Origin of the sequence: Sulfurospirillum multivorans DSM 12446 (assembly GCF_000568815.1) — a bacterium.
In the GTDB taxonomy this organism is placed as follows: Bacteria; Campylobacterota; Campylobacteria; order Campylobacterales; family Sulfurospirillaceae; genus Sulfurospirillum; species Sulfurospirillum multivorans.
Map to the genome: position 1 here is coordinate 894,406 of NZ_CP007201.1, position 18,305 is coordinate 912,710.

The 18,305-nt window shown below is 38.4% G+C and carries 16 protein-coding genes; 4 read left to right on the forward strand and 12 right to left on the reverse strand.

What is annotated here, in order from left to right; translation table 11 throughout:
- The first annotated feature begins 68 nt into the window (after positions 1 to 68).
- Positions 69 to 1,163 carry a methyltransferase gene (locus tag SMUL_RS04565; RefSeq protein WP_025344083.1) on the forward strand — a complete coding sequence of 365 codons (1,095 nt, stop codon included), beginning with the start codon at positions 69 to 71 and terminating at the stop codon, positions 1,161 to 1,163.
- A 76-nt stretch (positions 1,164 to 1,239) separates the two neighbouring features.
- Here SMUL_RS04565 and SMUL_RS16495 read toward each other — a convergent pair whose 3' ends face one another.
- From SMUL_RS16495 to SMUL_RS16505, 7 genes are read right to left on the reverse strand one after another with little or no spacing between them, the layout of a single operon-like run.
- Entirely contained in the window at positions 1,240 to 2,088 is an 849-nt protein-coding gene (locus SMUL_RS16495) for a protoheme IX farnesyltransferase (RefSeq protein ID WP_025344084.1), read from the reverse strand.
- Positions 2,085 to 3,416: a cytochrome c oxidase subunit II gene (gene coxB / locus SMUL_RS04575; protein ID WP_025344085.1), complete on the reverse strand. Its 1,332-nt coding sequence runs from the start codon at positions 3,414 to 3,416 to the stop codon at positions 2,085 to 2,087. Before coxB ends, SMUL_RS16495 begins: the two co-directional genes overlap by 4 nt.
- A gap of 10 nt (positions 3,417 to 3,426) precedes the next feature.
- The gene (locus SMUL_RS04580) at positions 3,427 to 3,699 is read right to left on the reverse strand and encodes a cytochrome C oxidase subunit IV family protein (RefSeq protein WP_025344086.1); all 273 of its coding nucleotides are present in this window, start codon (positions 3,697 to 3,699) and stop codon (positions 3,427 to 3,429) included.
- 1 nt (position 3,700) lies between these two features.
- Positions 3,701 to 4,348: a cytochrome c oxidase subunit 3 gene (locus SMUL_RS04585; RefSeq protein ID WP_025344087.1), complete on the reverse strand. Its 648-nt coding sequence runs from the start codon at positions 4,346 to 4,348 to the stop codon at positions 3,701 to 3,703.
- On the reverse strand, positions 4,348 to 5,994 hold the full coding sequence (locus SMUL_RS04590; RefSeq protein ID WP_025344088.1) for a cytochrome c oxidase subunit I: 1,647 nt from the start codon (positions 5,992 to 5,994) through the stop codon (positions 4,348 to 4,350). Before SMUL_RS04590 ends, SMUL_RS04585 begins: the two co-directional genes overlap by 1 nt.
- Positions 5,987 to 6,355, reverse strand: coding sequence for a hypothetical protein (locus SMUL_RS16500; RefSeq protein WP_148295263.1), 369 nt, complete (start codon positions 6,353 to 6,355; stop codon positions 5,987 to 5,989). Before SMUL_RS16500 ends, SMUL_RS04590 begins: the two co-directional genes overlap by 8 nt.
- A gap of 36 nt (positions 6,356 to 6,391) precedes the next feature.
- Positions 6,392 to 6,811, reverse strand: coding sequence for an SCO family protein (locus SMUL_RS16505; protein ID WP_025344090.1), 420 nt, complete (start codon positions 6,809 to 6,811; stop codon positions 6,392 to 6,394).
- Between the two features lie 389 nt (positions 6,812 to 7,200).
- Here SMUL_RS16505 and SMUL_RS04600 point away from each other — a divergent pair, with 389 nt between their 5' ends.
- Positions 7,201 to 8,547: an OprD family outer membrane porin gene (locus tag SMUL_RS04600; RefSeq protein ID WP_025344091.1), complete on the forward strand. Its 1,347-nt coding sequence runs from the start codon at positions 7,201 to 7,203 to the stop codon at positions 8,545 to 8,547.
- 127 nt (positions 8,548 to 8,674) lie between these two features.
- Here the strand turns inward: SMUL_RS04600 and SMUL_RS04605 are convergent, their stop codons facing one another.
- The gene (locus SMUL_RS04605) at positions 8,675 to 9,607 is read right to left on the reverse strand and encodes a DUF2333 family protein (RefSeq protein ID WP_025344092.1); all 933 of its coding nucleotides are present in this window, start codon (positions 9,605 to 9,607) and stop codon (positions 8,675 to 8,677) included.
- 300 nt (positions 9,608 to 9,907) lie between these two features.
- Between SMUL_RS04605 and SMUL_RS16940 the strand changes: the two genes are divergently transcribed.
- A complete protein-coding gene (locus tag SMUL_RS16940; RefSeq protein ID WP_235674115.1) occupies positions 9,908 to 9,997 on the forward strand; it encodes a BrnT family toxin in 90 nt (29 codons plus the stop codon).
- On the forward strand, positions 9,984 to 10,199 hold the full coding sequence (locus SMUL_RS04610; RefSeq protein WP_051492670.1) for a BrnA antitoxin family protein: 216 nt from the start codon (positions 9,984 to 9,986) through the stop codon (positions 10,197 to 10,199). The genes SMUL_RS16940 and SMUL_RS04610 overlap by 14 nt, the downstream gene beginning before the upstream one ends.
- 98 nt (positions 10,200 to 10,297) lie before the next feature.
- On the opposite strand, the gene SMUL_RS04615 is transcribed toward SMUL_RS04610, so the two are convergent.
- The 4 genes from SMUL_RS04615 to SMUL_RS04630 are packed head-to-tail and all read right to left on the reverse strand — an operon-like array spanning position 10,298 to position 18,105.
- Positions 10,298 to 13,267: a type I restriction endonuclease subunit R gene (locus tag SMUL_RS04615; RefSeq protein ID WP_025344093.1), complete on the reverse strand. Its 2,970-nt coding sequence runs from the start codon at positions 13,265 to 13,267 to the stop codon at positions 10,298 to 10,300.
- Positions 13,268 to 13,270: 3 nt separating this feature from the next.
- A complete protein-coding gene (locus SMUL_RS04620; RefSeq protein ID WP_025344094.1) occupies positions 13,271 to 14,296 on the reverse strand; it encodes a PDDEXK nuclease domain-containing protein in 1,026 nt (341 codons plus the stop codon).
- 9 nt (positions 14,297 to 14,305) lie between these two features.
- A complete protein-coding gene (locus SMUL_RS16510; RefSeq protein WP_025344095.1) occupies positions 14,306 to 16,276 on the reverse strand; it encodes a restriction endonuclease subunit S in 1,971 nt (656 codons plus the stop codon).
- Positions 16,276 to 18,105, reverse strand: a complete 1,830-nt coding sequence (locus SMUL_RS04630) for a type I restriction-modification system subunit M (protein WP_025344096.1) — start codon at positions 18,103 to 18,105, stop codon at positions 16,276 to 16,278. Before SMUL_RS04630 ends, SMUL_RS16510 begins: the two co-directional genes overlap by 1 nt.
- Positions 18,106 to 18,305: the final 200 nt, after the last annotated feature.

Sequence of the window (18,305 nt, forward strand, 5' to 3'; positions counted from 1 at the left end):
AATCTAAACCCAAACCCATACCAAAGCCTTTATACACTAAACTGTCCCACACTATAAAGGCATCATCCATGAATCACGATTTACTCACGCTCCAACCCGAGCGACCGCCAATTATTACCTCAGAAATTGAACTGATACATTTCTATCATGACACGAATGTGAAGGCTGCTGTCCAGCAGATGATAGCAGGGACGTATGTTTTGGTGGAAGAGTTTTATAGCAATGGTTTAGAAATTTTGGCGGAACTCAAACGAACGCTTTTAGGTTACTACACTGACACAAAGTTTCAAGGGCAGCGCAACTTTCGTAGCGCTTTTAGAAAGGCATCGCATCGTTTGTTAGTGGAAGTTAAAGGTCATAAACTGGTTGTGAAGAAGGCTCCCATGATTGGTTGGTTGGAGGTGTTATACCCCGAAGTTTCTGACTTTTATGTCTCTTTTCCTGAAGTGCAGGGAATGAATAGCGCGTGGCAGTGGTACAAAAAAGGCATTGAAGTGAAAACTTTAGGCATCACGCTTCACCCTTTTTACGGCACGTACTTCCCCACACGATTTGATCATTTAACCCTCTTTGATAAATGGTTGAAAAAATACGTCGGTTCAAAAGAAAAAGCGATAGAGATTGGTGTGGGAAGTGGCATTTTGTCGTTTCAACTCATCCAAAATGGTTTCAAAAACATCTTCGCAACCGATACCAATAAAAATGCGATTATCGGGGTTGCTCAAGAATGCAAACGATTGAGCTATGAAGAGAATATAACCCTGAATCATGGTGATTTATTTGAAAATTGCGATGTGAAAGCGGATGTGATTGTATTTAATCCTCCGTGGCTACTGGCAAAACACACCTTGGAAGAGGGGTTTGATAAAGCAATTTACTATGAAAAAGAGCTCTTTCCACGATTTTTTGAACAAGCACTAAAGCACCTTAACGGTGATGGAAAACTCGTGCTACTTTTCTCAAACCTAGCGCAAGTCATCGATGAAAAAAGCGCTCATCCCATCATCGAAGAGCTACGCAATAACAATCGTTTTAGAAAAGAGTTACATCTCAGACGTGATGTGAGCGCTTCATCGAAAAAAACAAAACGTACAGACTCAAGAGAAAATGAAAAGGTCGAACTGTGGGTTTTAGCGCCAAAAGAGAAGACCGCATTATCGTAAAAGTTTGTGAATAGTTTCGTTTTTGGCTTTACATGTAAACGTAAAGCCCTTTTACGTTTACATGTAAAGAGACTTTTTATACTCCATCAATACTCAGCAGTATAACGGTTGCCAACAAGAAAAAATTGATCTTATGAAAAAGGGCACCTGCTCGGCTTGGCGTGAGTGGTTCAGAGAGGATTTTTGTTCCAAAAAAGACCGCCGTTAGATCCAATCCTATTAACAATGCAATGACCGTTGGATTATGCACACGAAAAATCAGCATAGCAAAAATACCGCAAAGAATCGTAAATGTCCACCAGACAAAAAGCACCCGACGAAATGCTTCATCACCCAATACTTCACTAGCAGTAGGAAATCCTCCTTTTCGGTAGTCTTCATCATGCTTCGCCATCAACAGCCAAAAATGAGGTACCTGCCAGATGAAGAAAAGCAATCCAAGTGCTAGAAATTCTGGTTCTGCCAGACTGCGTCCTGCTGCCAACCAACCGATAGCAGGAGGGATGACGCCTAAAAGTCCTCCTGGAACGACGGTAAACGCTGAATGCGGTTTAAGATAGGTATAAAGACCGTTATACCACAAAGGCACGAAAAGAAAAAGAATCAACCCTAAATTTCCCAGTTCGTTGTGGATTAAAAACATTGCTATGAGTATCAGCGCCATCGAAAGCGCCAAAACCTGCAAAGGCGTGATGCGACCCGAAGGAATAGGGCGTCGTTTGGTGCGTGCCATTTTGGCATCACTATCCCTCTCTTGGTATTGATTGAGTGCAGAGACGCCTAACGCAAGGAGCAAGACCGCAAGGAGAGACCATGCCATCTGCATGACATTTTCGCCTCTCACCAGTATAAACGTAAGGACTGCTGAGAGTGTTACGGCTGCTGAGAGGCGAAATTTGGTGACCTCCAAAAATAGGCGAATCATTGTAGCTCTTTAATATAATTGACAAGCGCATCGATTTCTTCTTGCGTGAGCATCTTCCCAAACGGAGGCATGATGTTGGGAGGAAAGCCTTCCACCACATCGGCATTGGGGTCGTGAATTGATCTGTGCAAATACGCTTCATCCGCCTTCACTTCTCGCTCTTTTCCATCGGTGAGGACTTTTCGGACACTTCCGTAGATACCTTTAAAACTTGGACCTATCTTTTTCGTTCCATCAAGGCTATGGCATGCGACACAGCTTTTGGTTTTAAATAAGGTCGCACCATCTGGCTTACTTGGAGCAACCGCTTGTGGTTCTGTTTTGACAGGCTCCTCGGCGGCAGGCTTGGGCTTTTCATGCGCCGCAGTGGGTGTGGTATCGTTTTGCTGTTTGATAAACTCTATGAGAGATTCCATCTGGTCTTTGTCGATTTGGTCTGAAAGATTTGGCATAATTCCATTTTGAAACCCTTGCACCACATCTTTATCAGGTGTTCGAATGGATGAGCGAATGTAGTCGTCATCCGCAATCACTTCGCGGAGTTTTCCTTCTGTCAGTACTTTGATTTTAGCCCCGTACATGCCTTTAAACGAAGGACCTACACTCTCTGAGCCATCTAAACTATGGCATGAAACACATCCGAGTGTCTTATAGAGTTCCTCGCCTTTTCCTTTGGGCTCTTCTGTGTCGTGAGGACTGAGTTTTCCACTAGAATACCATGCATCAAAAGCTGGTTTGTCCATAACTTCTAATTTTGTCAGCATCATCGAATGTCCGACACCGCAATATTCTGCACATTCGATGTCATAATTCCCTGCTACGGTTGCGTTAAACCATAAATGCGTAACCTTGCCTGGTACGACATCTTCTTTAACACGAAACGCTGGAACGAAAAAACTGTGCAAAACGTCGCCGCTTGGTGCTTCTAAGCGCAGTCGAATGTTTTCGCCTATAGGAACATAAAGTTCTGTCGTTCGCTTGCCATTAGGGTAAGTAAAGGTCCACGACCACCGCTTCCCCAGTACATCGACCGTAAAAGCATTTTCAGGCATCGTTCGTAACTCTCTAAACGAGCTATACCCGTAATAGAAAATGATGAACAGCAAGATTGTAGGAATAACCGTCCATGCGATCTCTAGAGGCAGATAATGGGTGATGTTTTTGATCTCATTTTGCTTAACTTTGCTGTGATGGTAACGGAAAATAAAAAAGACCATAAGTCCCACAACCAGCACGAACATGGCGACTGAAATGCCTGTTGAAATCCAAAACGCCTGATCGACATCATCGGCGAAGGTAGAAGCATGTTTATTAAATCCTTCCAGCATCAGGACTCCTTTACGAATAGGCCACGTCGATACCGACGATCACAAAAAAGATAAGCAGGATGATCAACGCCATCACGATATAGCCTTTTAAATAGGCGTTTTCACTACGCAAATGCATGTAAAATGCACTGACAAGTCCTACCTTTATAGCACTTATTCCTAACTGTACACCTGCTGTATTACCAGGAGTCAGATGATACAACATGGGCTGTACGAACGTGAGCAGTGTCAGTAACAGCAGTCCGACCAATACTTTTGTATAAAGAGATAGAGTGTATGTCATCTTAGGCTCCTATCATGTAAAGTAGCGGAAAAAGAACGATCCAGATCAGATGTACAAAATCCCAGTATAGAGTGGTATTTTTCATAACGATGGTATGTTCAGGACGGATACCACCCGAGCGCATAAGCAGCAACACCCAACTCATAAGTGCTATTCCTATGATTACATGTAAACCGTGAAGTCCTGTCATGACAAAATAAAGACCGAAAAAAAGTATCTCTCCTGTGTCTTTGGCGTCAAGCAGTTTGGAACCAGGATAGATACCATGGCTGATATCTACACCCCACTCCGAAGCTTTTATACCTAAAAATACAATAGCGATGAAAATCGTCAAACCGACTAACGTAGCAGAGAGTTTTACCTTCCCCTGACGCATCATCAGTGTAGCAACCCCCATCGTATAGGTGCTGATTAAGAGTAATACCGTATTGGTTCCGCCCAGCCAGATGTTTAAATCTGCGGAGGAGGAAGCAAACATTGCCGTATGTCGATAGAAGTAGATGCCATACAGTAAAAAAAGTACACCGAACATCATTCCCTCAGTGAGCAAAAAAACCCAAAAGCCAAGTTTATCACCACTGTAATCATCCTTAAAATCAGCTACGGGATAGGACTTGCCCTGCCTATCATAAGCCATCTCCTGTTCCATTAGCGTATCCTTCTAAAATTTTCGTCCAGCTGAACCAACGGTTCGCCGTCCTCATATTCGTAAGGGTCAAAATCCACATAAGGAATCTTAGAAAAGTTCTCTAAAGGTGGCGGAGAAGGGATATGCCACTCCAATGTCGTACCTCTCCAAGGATTTGGACCCGCTTCTTTACCCTCTTTGAGCCCTTTGTAAAACGTATAAAGAACAAGTAAAAGACCCAATGCAACTAAAAGGGCTCCGATACCAGAGAGTTGATGATAGATTGTAAACGTCGGTAGATAGTCAAAATAGCGTCTAGGATTGCCAAGAAAGCCTGCGATAAACATCGGGAACCACAGCATGTTAAAGCCAACGAACACCAAACCAAAAGCGACACGGCCTTTCACTTCATCATACATTGCTCCCGTGATTTTTGGATACCAGTAATGCATTCCACCGATGAACATAAACACCACGCCACCCAAAATGGTATAGTGAAAATGCGCCACAACGAAGTAGGTGTCATGAAGATGGATGTCTGGACCCAAAGCCCCAAGCGTGAGTCCTGTAAGCCCGCCAACGGTAAAGTTTATAATACTTCCAAGAATCCACAGCATGGGTGTTGCTAGAACAATAGAGCCTTTATAAAGCGTGGCTAACCAGTCAAATATTTTCACTCCCGTGGGTATGGCGACAAGAAAAGTCAAAAATGAGAAGATGAGACGTGCTATGTCGCTGATACCTGAGGTAAACATATGGTGTCCCCAAACCAAATAACCAATCCCTGCAATGGAAGCAGAAGAAATGGCAATAGAGCGGTATCCAAAAATGGTACGCCTTGTGAACACGGGCAAAACTTCTGAGATGATGCCAAATCCAGGAAGAATCATAAGATAGACCGCGGGATGAGAATAGATCCAAAAAAGATGTTCAAAGAGGATAGGATCACCACCTTTTGAAGGATCAAAAACGCCAATGCCCAGTGTTCGCTCCAAGATAACCAATATGAGTGTAATGCCTATGACAGGAGTCGCAAGTACTTGTATCCAAGCGGTAGCATACAAACCCCAGACAAAAAGTGGCATCTTAAAAAAATCCATACCGGGTGCTCGTAGACGGTGGATCGTCACGACAAAATTGAGCCCCGTCAAAATGGAAGAAAGACCCAAAATAAATGCTGCAATCAGCGTGGAGAGCACATGAGAATCCGTGCGGATACTATAGGGTGCATAAAACGTCCAACCCGTGTCTGCAAATCCCGCTCCTGTGACCAAAGAGGAGAGGGCTATCACCACTCCTAGGATATACAGCCACCACGACAACAGATTTAAACGAGGGAAGGAAAGATCTCTCGCTCCAAGCATCAATGGCAATATAAAGTTTCCCAGTGCAGCGGCAATTCCTGGGACAATGAACAAAAAGATCATCGTGACTCCGTGGAAGGTAAAAAGCTGATTGTATGTTTGGGCTTGTATCAACTGTTGTCCAGGGAAAAACAGTTCTGCACGCATGGTCAGTGCGGCACCGACCGCACAAAAAAACAGTGTGAACAGCACACCTATATATAAAATAGCTATGCGTTTATGATCTATCGAAAATATCCACTGCAGTATCTTGCTTTTATGCGTCCCAAAGATAGTATGTGTTTCATGATAAAAACTAGGCATCGTTTTCCTCCGATGAGTCTTTTTTTCTTCCTGTTAAAACTAAGTAAAGAAAAAAACCGCCTAATAGAAGCGATAGAACCACAGCGACTATTTTTTCTGTCGCTAAGACATAGGTCTTGGCGACAGAATCGAAAGAAAAGCAAAACAGCAGTGTCTTTGCGATAGTCGGTCTTACCGTTCCCTGCGACGCTTCCATCATTGCCATCTGAATATCAAAAGGAAGTTGTTTTATGCCGTTGAGATAACGAGTGATCTTACCTTCTGGTGAGAGAGCAATCAGTACAGCAGGGTGTATGTACTCCACCATCATCCCATGATGCCCCATCTGTTTTTCATAATGAAATCCTACACTTTGTGTCACCTGCGAAATATCTGCCTCTGTTCCAGTCAGGAATGTCTATGCCTTTGTATCGAAATGTGTCAAGGGCGCCATCAGCTCAGACTTTTTATGCGCTGCATCTTTAGGTGTTTCGACAGGATCAAAACTTAATGTAATGACCTTATAGTCTTTATTTTCTGTCAGTTTGACTTTCTCTAGATTTTTTGCAAGGTCTTGGAGTTGAAGGGTACACAAAGCGGGGCATACGTAGTAGTTCAACGTAAGGATGATCGGCTTACCGTCCATGAGTTGCCTGAACGTCACCTGTTTGCCAGTTTCATCTAAAAACGGGATATCTAAAGGCACATAACTGCCTAGATGTTCTTCTTCCCCAAGTTTTTCATTTGCACATAAAGCAGAACAGAACAGCATGACAGCAAAAAATTGACTTAAAAAAGATGAAAACACACTATTTTTTTTTAATGCATAAGTCGACATATTTAAACTCTCCTCTAGTTAAAAAACATCACATTACATCAATCCCCTATAACTATTATTTATATATTCTAGATTGCATCCTAACCGAACAATTTAAAAATCAATCTTTCATATTTTAGTTACGTCAACTCTATGTGTTTCTTTTAAATTAACGGGGTTCCTGTCTCTTTTCCCTCTGTCACAAACCCACATAATCCCTTTTACATGTAAAGAAGAGCATAAACGTTAAAACTTTAGCTCTCTCCTTTTAATTTTAAAATATTCTTAAAATTTTATGCTATTTTCATGCTACACAGTTAATGTAAGATTTCGACAGACTTCTTACATAACTTAGTTCATTCCATTATGTTAGGTCATGTAAGAAGTCTAATATGTTTTAAGGAGGCAATATGAAATTAGTTAAACTTAGCTTGGTGGCTTTCGTCGTTGCTGGACTTGCGTCTAGCTCTTTTGCTGCGAGTGATACACTTGCAGACGCATTTAAGAATGGTAAAGTAAATGGTGAATTAAGAGCTTGGTATTTTGATAGAGACACGGGTGATCAAAATACGAACACTCTCGCTAAAGGTGACGCAGATATTTTTTCGACAGGTGTTATGCTGAGTTATGTAACGGATTCATTGTATGGATTAAGTCTTGGTACGACATTCCAGTCAAGCTATTCTCCCTTTGCCGACAATGACGCAAAAAATCTTTACGGTACCGATATGTACGGTTCAGGTGCTGTGCTTTCAGAAGCTTATGTAACGTATACGCTTGGTAAAACAACGGCAAAAGTGGGTCGTCAATTTATTGCAAGCCCGCTCGTTAACAGCTCTGGTTCACGCATGATTAAAGAAGCGTTTCAAGCAGCCGTTTTGATCAATACAGACCTTCCAGATACAACCTTGGTTGCAGGGTATTCTGACAGATTTCAAGGCAGAACATCCGATTATGACAGAAGTGTAGATGGTTCTGATTCTGAGATGCCTAGCTTTAAAAAAGAAGCGGTATTTTACGGAACGGGTACGACTGCAGGATCAAACGTGTTTGGATTTGATGGCGCATACACAGCGGCTGCTATCAATAAATCAATCACAAACTTGACATTAACAGGTCAATACCTCTTTGTCAATGATGTTGAATTCACAGAAGGCGGTGATGCCAATGTCTTCTATGCGGAGGGTAACTATGTTGTGCCTTTAAGCACGATGAAACTCCTTTTTGATGTAACGTACCGTGGTTCGAGAACATCCAATGAGACATTTGATAGTTTCCATGTTGAAGGCGATATGTACCAAGGACGTATCGGTTTTAGTGAATTGGCAGGCTTTAAGGCATCTTTTGCGTATAGCACAGTCTCCGATGACCAATCCGTTCTCTTAGGTGCAGGAAATGGACCATCAACCTATACAGCACCACTGATCAAAGGTGCGGAAGTAACGTCTGGTGCTAATACAAATGCCTACAAAGTTGAAGTTGGTTACGATTTTTCAAAAGTCGGTGTTGCAGGTCTTAAAGTCTTAGGTCAGTATGCAAAAATCAATCAAGACGCACACACTGCTGGCGCTTTAGCAACGGTATTGAATGGTGTAGCTGTGGATACAGAATCTACTTACTGGGAAGCACAAATTGCTTACGATCTTCCAACCATCAAAGGTTTGACACTCTCTTTAGAGTATGAAGATGGTCAAAAAGAGACAACCACAACGGTAGACTCAAGCGAGATGCGATTTAGAGCTAATTACAAATTCTAACGTCTACACGCGTTAATCTTTTCTAAACCAGTGGCAGTGATGCCACTGGTTCTTCTTTTAGTTTTTAGCGTTACATGTAAAGAACATTAAACGTTTTGACCCCTATATCTAGGGATATTGTAACACACTAGCCGTTTCTTAGTTTATCTCTGAGTTCAGATAATTTTTGAGCAATGACATTGGCATCTTTCTCAAGTTTGGAAAGATGTCCCATCGTCTCTAAGATAACAAGGTGATTTTGTGCAATCGCCTCTTTTAAAAGCTCCAAGATAGGGACAAAATTTTCATTATAAGAAGTCTTATCCATCATTTTGTCTTTAAAATCATAATCTATCCCTTTGAGGATATAATACATAGCGATAAGATTGCCCTTGATTCTGTAAAATTTATCATCATCTGTCGAAAAGGTCGTTGTGGTCATAAGATTGGTTTGAAGTTGCTGTTTGAGTTGATCTACAGCGGTTGCTAAATTGTCAGAATTGACTATAAAAACAGCTCTTTTATTGATCATCTCTTTCGTTTGGTCTTCTTTTAGTTGTTTTAAGTATAGGTCAATGTTTGAAACGGATTGTTTCACCCGTGTGGTATAGCTTGTAAAGAGAGGAATCCTAAAATCCGAATAAATATCAGAACGTGCTTGAACGAGGTATTTGTTCGCTCCACCCGTTCCTCTGTTGCGTGCAAGATTGTTTTCAAGGATATTGATGCCGATACGAAACATCTCTATCTCACCCACTTGTTGGTAGTATTTATTATCGATCCACGTTCTCACCCCTAGAAAATTAGTCACAAGCCCTTGATCCAGTAGGTTTTGAAGCCCATCTCTAAGAGACATGGTTGTTGACTCCCCTTCTAATGTTTTGAACTCTTTGACTACCGGTACGGTATCTGTTGTAATACTGTAAAACGGTGCTACAAAAAGGCTAATCGGGAAGAACCAAAGGACTAAAGCAACCGCCGCTACGACAAAAAGAGCAAAAAATCTTTTTAAAAAAATGAACCACTCTCTCATATTAAACACATATGAGAAAAATCTACTTTGTAAGCTTTTTGTTTCCATAAATTACTCCATTAAATATCTTTGATATAAACACTATTCTATCAGAAATCTACCCAATAGCACCTACTGAAATATAAACTAAAGGGTGAATGGTAACAGGCTCATTTTTTCTATTTCCACCCACGCAACCCCTTCAAAAACTTCACCCATCCCCTTTACATGTAAACTCAAAAATCCCCCACAAACTTAAATTTAGTGTCTTTCTCATTGACTGGCTTAATGCGAAAAGTATATAATCACAATATACATTAATGCCACTGTTACGCGCTTGGATGTAGCGACAACGGCGAGAATTTGTTTGTGATATTTACGCTGAGAGAGCGAAAAATTAGGGTTATATCGGCACGCTTAATGAATAAAAAAGAGAGGGTCATCTATGAAAACGCTTAAAACCATACCAAACTTTACATCGCAAGAAGAAGAGAACACTTTTTGGGAAACACACGACTCAAGTGAGTTTATGGACTGGAGTGAAGCGAAAAAAGTGCGCTTTCCTAGGCTTCAAAAAAGTGCCAAAACCATCTCTATCCGCATGCCTGTTGATATGATAGAAGAGGTCAAAGTACAAGCCAATAAGCTTGATATTCCGTAGCAGTCGTATATTAAAATGATCATTGCGCAAGGGTTGAAAGGGCGAACGGCTTAGGGTTAGAAAGTTTAAAAGTTTAGCCCTAGATTACGACATATTCTCTATGCATTAAAATGTCTATACAATTCTTTTGACATGTTTTCCATAAGATAAGATTTAAAAGAACTATCGGTAAATATCTTCTGAAATAACACCTCATTGGTACTTTTTTTATCAAGCATCATTTTTAAAAAATACCCTTTTTTGAATTGTTCTTCAAACTCATCGTATGAATTAACTTGTGCAATATCTTTCAAGTCTTCATTTTTCTTATGTGCTTCCAATGGTTGGTCATAAAAAGCAAGTCTATCTTCATCACTCAAATCAAGTCCAAATAGGTCATTTATTCTTTGAATCAAACTGTTTAAGTCCACCTCTTCTTTCTCTTTGCTACGGCTTCCACCTTCGCTAAAACCTTTGAGTTCTTTTTCTTCACCTTTGTGCAAAGAGATGTCTTCGCCATTTATTTCATCGCCATTCATGCGTTTGAGCTTATAAAAATCAAGGCTCAATAACCCCTCAAGCTCAACTTTATTAATGGTATCTTTGGGGAACTTCCTGATAAGTCCGCCAAGATAGATATACATTTCATACAGAGATGTTTTTTTGATAGGATATATTTGAATGAGAAAGTTATAAGCTCTAAAAAACTTAATCACATAGGTTTTAAACTCATCTTTTTTGGTATCGTCATCTAATTTATTAAATCTATCGATGCCAAAATTTATGAAATTATCCATTTTTGCGTTGTCGGTTGGGCTTCTGTCCTCTTTGAGATACAGTTTACAATACCCTTTGACTTCCTCTTCATAACAGATATGAAACTCATCAATTTTATGATAAAACTCAAACACAATGTTTGGGTCGGTCATCTCTTCGATATTTGAAGTCGTGTAGTACCTAGCAAAAGAGTCTTTGATGGTTTCTACACTATTGACAAAGTCAAGGACAAATGTATTGTCTTTCCCCTTGGCGACACGGTTTACTCGTGAGAGTGTTTGTACTGCTGTCACACCGTTGAGCATTTTATCGACATACATCGCACACAGTTTGGGTTGGTCAAAACCTGTTTGATATTTATCGGCTACGATTAAAAATTTGATGTTCTCCATGCTGTCAAATACTTTAACCAGCTCACTCTCTTTGATAGCATTGACACTCTCTTCGGTATATTTTACTTCATCAACTTTCAATTCACCCGAAAAAGCAATAAGCGATTTGACATAAGGATAATGCGTCGCCAAATACGCATCCATTGCCAACTTATACTTCAACGCATGAAGCCTAGAGCTTGTGACGATCATCGCTTTTGCTTGGTTTTTTAACCATAAAGAACGATTAGCCATAAAATCTTCTACGATGACTTCTACTTTTTGTTTGATATTGTATTCATTGAGATTTATAAAAGCTCCTATTGCTTTATTTGCGCCTCTTTTTTCAAAGATAGGATTGTCTTTTATCTTTTTACCGACTTTAAAATAGGTATCGCTTACCATGTAATTTTTAAGTGGGTCAAGGATAAATTTCTCTTCGATAGCTTGTTGCATAGAGTATAAATGAAATTCATGAGGTTTTCCATCCTCTTTAACTCTTCCAAAGATTTGCATTGTTTTATCTTTAGGTGTTGCTGTGAAAGCGAAAAAGCTTAAATGCCTTGTATCGGTGATGGCTTCGAGTATTTTGTTGACATCATCTTCACTGGTGCTTTCAAACTTTGCATCAAATGCTTTGGCTTCATCCAAATTCTTACCACTCAGTGCTAGCTTTAAGTAGTTGATGTTCTCTCCACTGGTACTAGAATGCGCCTCATCAATGATAATGGCATACTTGTTCTTCTCCAAATTCTCTATCTTTTTGTACGCATAAGAAAATTTTTGAATGGTGGTTATGATGATTTTCGATTTATTTTGTAACGCTAACGCTAAGTCATTGGAGTTTTTGTTTTTGTCTATCTTAACAACAAGCCCCTTTGTTTTATCAAGCTGATAAATAGCGTCTTGGAGTTGTTTATCTAACACTTTTCTATCGGTGATGACGATGATACTATCAAAGATAAGGTTGTCTTGCTCGTCATGCAGTTTTGAAAGTCTATGCGCAAGCCACGAGATAGAGTTTGTCTTACCGCTTCCTGCGCTATGTTGTATGAGGTACTTGTGTCCTGCTTTTTCCTCTTTGACTTTGCACTCAACTTTTTTGACAACATCGAGTTGATGATACCTTGGGAAAATGGCTATTTTCTTTTTTGGATCTTTTTCATCCACTTGAATAAAATAAAAATTACGAAAAATATCTAAAAGAGAATCTTGCAAGAGTATCTCTTCCCATAAGTAATGCGTTTTAAATTTATCTTCTATGGTTGGGTTTCCCGCTCCTTGTCCAATACCTTTGTTAAAAGGCAAAAAGTAAGTATCTTTCCCTTTAAGCTCGGTTGTCATGCTCACTTCATCGTTATCCACTGCAAAATAGATGAGCGTTCTCGTGTTAAATTCACTGAGTTTGCTTCGATAGCTTCTATCGAGCCTAAACTGCTTTTTGGCATCTTCGGTATCTTGTCCTGTGTATTTATTTTTGAGTTCTATCACAACGATAGGGAAGCCATTGAGAAACAGTACTAGGTCTATTGAAGTTTTTGCTCCATCTTCAAAATAAAGCTGTCTTGTTATCGAAAAAATGTTGGCATTATAAAGTTTAACAGTCTCGTCGTTTTTAGTGTTATTGGGTTTAAAATAGACAAGTCGCAGGTTTGAAGATAAGCTATAGTCTTCAACACCCTCACGCAAAATAGTGATTAAACCTTTTTGCTTGATGTTGGTGTCTATCATGTCGATGAGCTTTTCTTCCCAATTTGTTGGGCGAAACTTTTTAAACTCTTCTAAAAGCTTTTTTTGGGTTGCTTCTAGGAATTTAAAAAGTTCAACCTTGTTGATGCACGATTTTCTATCAAAGTCACTGCTTGCACTTTGTGTAAATTCACTTTTTATGAGGGAGTTTTGTATCGCTTCTTCAACATCTTTTTCTTTGATATGCGCCATAAATCAACCTTTGATTTGATACTTTTGTTTTGCGTTTTCTATCACTTTATGCAGTCTTTGTTCAAACTCTTCTTTGGGTGGCAGGATGGTTAAATATTTGGCTACATGTATATCGGAGTGTTCTATCTCTAGTAGCTCTATTTGTTCTTCATTTTTATCGGCACAAAGAATGATGCCCAAAGGTAAATTTTCATCCTCTTGTCTTTCGTACTTTTGCAACCATTTGAGATAAAGTTCCATTTGTCCTTTATACTCTGCTTTGAACTTACCAAGTTTCAAGTCTATGGCGATAAGTCTTTTTAATTTACGATTGTAAAAAAGCAGATCTATATAAAAATCATCTTCACCTATTTGGATTCTTTTTTGTCGTGCAATAAAGCTAAAACCGTTTCCAAGTTCTAAGATAAAGTGCTCAATCTCACGCAAAATAGCATCTTCCAAATCTTTTTCCAAGTATCGGTCATTGAGTTCTAAAAAGTCCAAAACATACGGGTCTTTTAAAAGCATAGTAGAGCTTACTGCGCCCTCTTTGAGTTTTTCTATCTCATAAGAGATAAGTTCATCTGGTTTTTTTGAAAGTGCTGTTCGCTCATAAAGCATTGAATCAATTCGATTTCTTAAAGTTCGCACACTCCAGTTATCTAAGCTACTCATTTGAGCGTAAAATTCTATTTGTAGAGCATCTTCCATTGGCAATAATTCTTTAAAATGAGACCAACTTAAATGTTGCGACAGCGTAGCAACATTTTCAAAAGTAAAGCATTGAGCGAACTTCATCATTCGTGTAAGCGATGAATAGCTATAACCTTGCCCAAACTCTTTAATCAATTGTTGCGACACTGTAGCAACAATTTGATTTCCATACTCTGCGCGGTTGTTTTTTACGATATCTTCATTGATTTTAGTGCCTATGTGCCAATACATTAAAGTCAAAGATGAGTTTACGCTAATGGCTATTTGCTCTTTTGTAGATGCTATTAAAGATTTTAATTCATTGACCAAGTTTTTGTTTTCTATTAGTTCACTCATCTTTAACTCCTATACCTTTATGAGTTGTTTTTCACACATCCACTCTATGGCTTTAAGCCAATTTTCTTGTGGAATTTTTTTCTTGTTATCATGCCAATGATTTAGTATCTCATCCAGTAAATTCTCCGTAGAAACTCTATTTTCTTTTGATAAATCAATATAGGCACTATAAACTGTTGCGACTATCTCTGCTTGGAGTGTTCTCATTCCTTTCATGAGGTTGAAAATATACTCAATGTTTTCTTGCTTCCAATACCGTCCATCAAGGTATTTTAGGTATTCTGTATGGTTTTCTAAGGCTATGTATTCTACTTTTTCAAAATTACCATTTTTGATTTTTTGAGCTTCAAACCATTTTGATTTTTGGAGTTGCGACTCAATAGAATGAATCATCTTAGAGTCATGTGGTCCCATAGCGTGACGACGATAGTCACTTCCAAAGTCTAAATTGTTTACAGCTTCAGCCATATAAAGGAGTTTTTGTAATTTGACTCTTCCAAAATAAATATCATTTTTTGAGTTATCGATAAAATAAGCTGCTAAAACCCTTCTTTGAAAGTACTCATTTGCCTTACTCTCTTTTTCAATAACTTCTATTTTCCCCGTAACCGCTTCGCTGATAAGAGCTTCTTTTGCCTCTTTTAGTTTTGTGATACTCTGCTTTGTTTTTGCGATGGTATTGTCAAAATGGATAAGTTTTTCATCGAGGTATTTTGAGATTTGTTTTTGCTCGGTTAGATCAAAATGTGGAACAAAAATATTTTTGAAAGCATCTAAGCTTAAACCATATCTTGTGACACCTTTTGCCATTGTTTCAAAATAATTTCTTACTCCAACCAATTCAAAAAATCTAAATAAATATTTACTATAAACTTCTTTTTTACTATTTCGTAAAATTGCAAGATGATAGCCACACAAAACATTTTCAAAGTTTTCATTTACATAAGCCGGAATTGCAATATCATCAGGAGATTCTGAATCTTTTGTAATTAAAATATCCCCAAATTGTAATGAGAATTTTTTTATTTCAGATTCATTTGCTGTAGCTTCCATGAAATCTATTTTATTTGTTACGAGATCATTTTTATAAACATCAACATAATTACAGAGTAAAACTTTTTCTTGTCCTTCATAACTCTTTTTATCTACATTACTTGAGATTATTTCTGAAATATATTTCAACTTCTTAATTTTCCACTCGTTAGGTATGACGCCTAACCATTCTACACCGCTTGGTTTTAGCTCACTTGGTGCTCTTTTGATGGTATGTCGTTTTGAGTTGTTTTCCACAACTTTGAGTTTTCCTGTGACAACTTCGCTGATTAAAGCCTGTTTTGCTAGTTCTAACTTAGCGATAAGTTGCTCTTTTTTTGAGATAGCATCATCAAAGATTTTACTTTTTTCATCTAAAAAATGTACTATTTTTTGTTGCTCATCAATATTTGGATAGGAGATGTAATTTGAAAGATAATTGTCAGTATCTAAGTTCTGAATTCCTGTAGTTTGTTTAATACTTTCTAAAACTACCCTTTGGCTATATAAAGAATTAAAAATTAAAACTAAAAATTTTGAATTCATTACTTGATTATTTATACTAATTTTATTCATAAAATTTGAACAAACTGCTTTTTGCTCTAAATCATATAACACTACTCTTCCAACAGGAGTTTTCTCTCCTCCTCCAGATTTTTCTATAACTAAATCATTTTTTTTAAGAATTCTACTTTTTAATTCACCATTTGAAATATTTCTTACTGTAAAATTATTTTCATTAAATATTAATTTATCATAATCTATATCTGCTACTCTCAAACATATAACATCATTTTCATTATTTTCTTCGTTATTTCCCCAAACTCCACCAATTAAATTTATTACAAATCTTTTTATTTTAGTTAATCCCCAATCCTTAAGAATATCCCCCACCCACGCAACACCACTTGGTTTTAACTCATTTTGTTCTCGGATTCTGTATTTCATTAGGCTAACAGCTCTTTTAAATCTTCATTGATGGCACTTTCAAGCTCTCGAATGTCAACCATAATGTCCTCGAAACGCTCAAGCGTTTTATACTCATAAAAGTGGCGTGTAAAGGGAAGTTCATAGCCTATGTTTTCAAAGGTGCTCTCATCCATCCACGATGAAACCAAGTGTGGTTTTACCTCTTCAGCAAAATAGTCTAATATATCTTTTTTAAGCGGTATCGACTCGGTGTCCTTGGCTATGAGTAGGTTGAGCTCAGTTGTTTTGAGCTTTACATGTAAGAATTTTACAAATGCAACTTTGGAGGCAAACGCTTTTTTTTCATCTTCGATGAGTTGGAGTTTTTTAAGGATTTCGTCTTTACATGTAAGCTCTTGAAACTTCTCATCGTCTTTGAGTTCTTCGTATGTTTTAGGGCGTTCTATGGTGATTTTGGTGTAGCCAAAGTCGGTGTTGTCGAAGATTTTTGAGTGAGAGGTATTTTTAAAAGCTTGATAAATTGTTGCTATCTCTTCTATCTGTTCTTTGTCTATAAACTTTCGTTTGCTTCCAAGTGATTTTCTCATGGGTTTTGAAAAGTCACTGGCGTTTACAAGTTGGATTTTTCCTTTTCTTTGCTTCACTTTTTTATTGGTCAGTACCCAAATGTAGGTTGAAATGCCTGTATTGTAAAAAAGGTCGGTTGGAAGAGAGATGATACCCTCTAACATATCGGACTCGATGATCCACTTTCGTATGCTACTCTCTCCACCACCTGCATCACCCGTGAAAAGCGGTGACCCGTTGAAGATGATAGCAATGCGACTTCCTTGCGCATCATCAACCATTTTGCTAATCATATTTTGCAAAAAGAGCAATGAACCATCACTCACTCTTGGCACGCCTGCGCCAAATCTTCCATTAAAACCATAGGTTGAGTGTTCTGTTGTTACATAACTTTGCTCTTTTTTCCACTGTACACCAAACGGCGGATTTGAGATGAGGTAACGGTAGTGTTTTCCTTTGTGTCCGTCATCGGTTAAAGTGTTTCCAAAGACGATGTTGTTGGTATCTTGCCCTTTGATGAGCATATCTGCTTTACAAATGGCGTACGATTCATCGTTGATTTCTTGCCCGTAAAGTTCTACTTTGGCATCTTTGTTTTGCTCTAAAATGTACTTATAGCCCACAGAGAGCATACCTCCCGTACCACAGCAAAAATCTGCTATGGAGATGACTTTACCTTTTGTCTTTATCTCTTCAATTTTGCCCATAAAAAGCATTTTCATACAAAGCTCTATGACTTCTCTTGGGGTATAGTGGTCTCCCGCTTCGGCATTTTCTTTGAACTTTCGTATCAACTCTTCAAAAATATAGCCCATCGTTTGGTTATCGACTCTTTTAGGGTGTAAATCTACACTATTAAACTCTTTGATGACATGAAAAAGTTGATTGTTTTTTGCGAGTTTATCGATGTCTTTGTTAAAATCAAAGTGCGCTATGATGTCTTTAATGTTAGAAGAGAAGCCTTGCAAATAGGCTATAAAGTTCTCTTTTAAATGGTCTTGGTCATCGCAAAGATTTTTAAAGCCAAAAGGCGAAATGTTGTAAAAATCAAGACCGTTAAGTGCTGTTTTGATAAGCTCTTCTTGAGACGCTTCGGGAATGTCTTTATAAAGCTGATACGCTTTTAAAATAGCTTCTTTTTTTTCACTGATGATTTCATCAAAGCGTTTGATAACGCACATCGGGAGAATGACATCACCGTATTTTTCAGGTTTGTAAACCCCTCTGAGACTCTCTGCAATTTGCCATATTAAGTTTATCTTGTCATTAAAGTTTATCATCGAACCCATTCTTTTTTATTTGTTGTATTGTACACTTTTAGATTGATAAGCTTATAAAAGCGAACCTAAATATACATAAAATTATCTTTTAATTACTGGTTTTAAATCCACGCAACCCTTCCAAAATTTCCACCAATCCCTTTTACATGTAAACCCCCAAAATCCCTAAAATCTTAAATTTATCACATTAAAGTATTGAC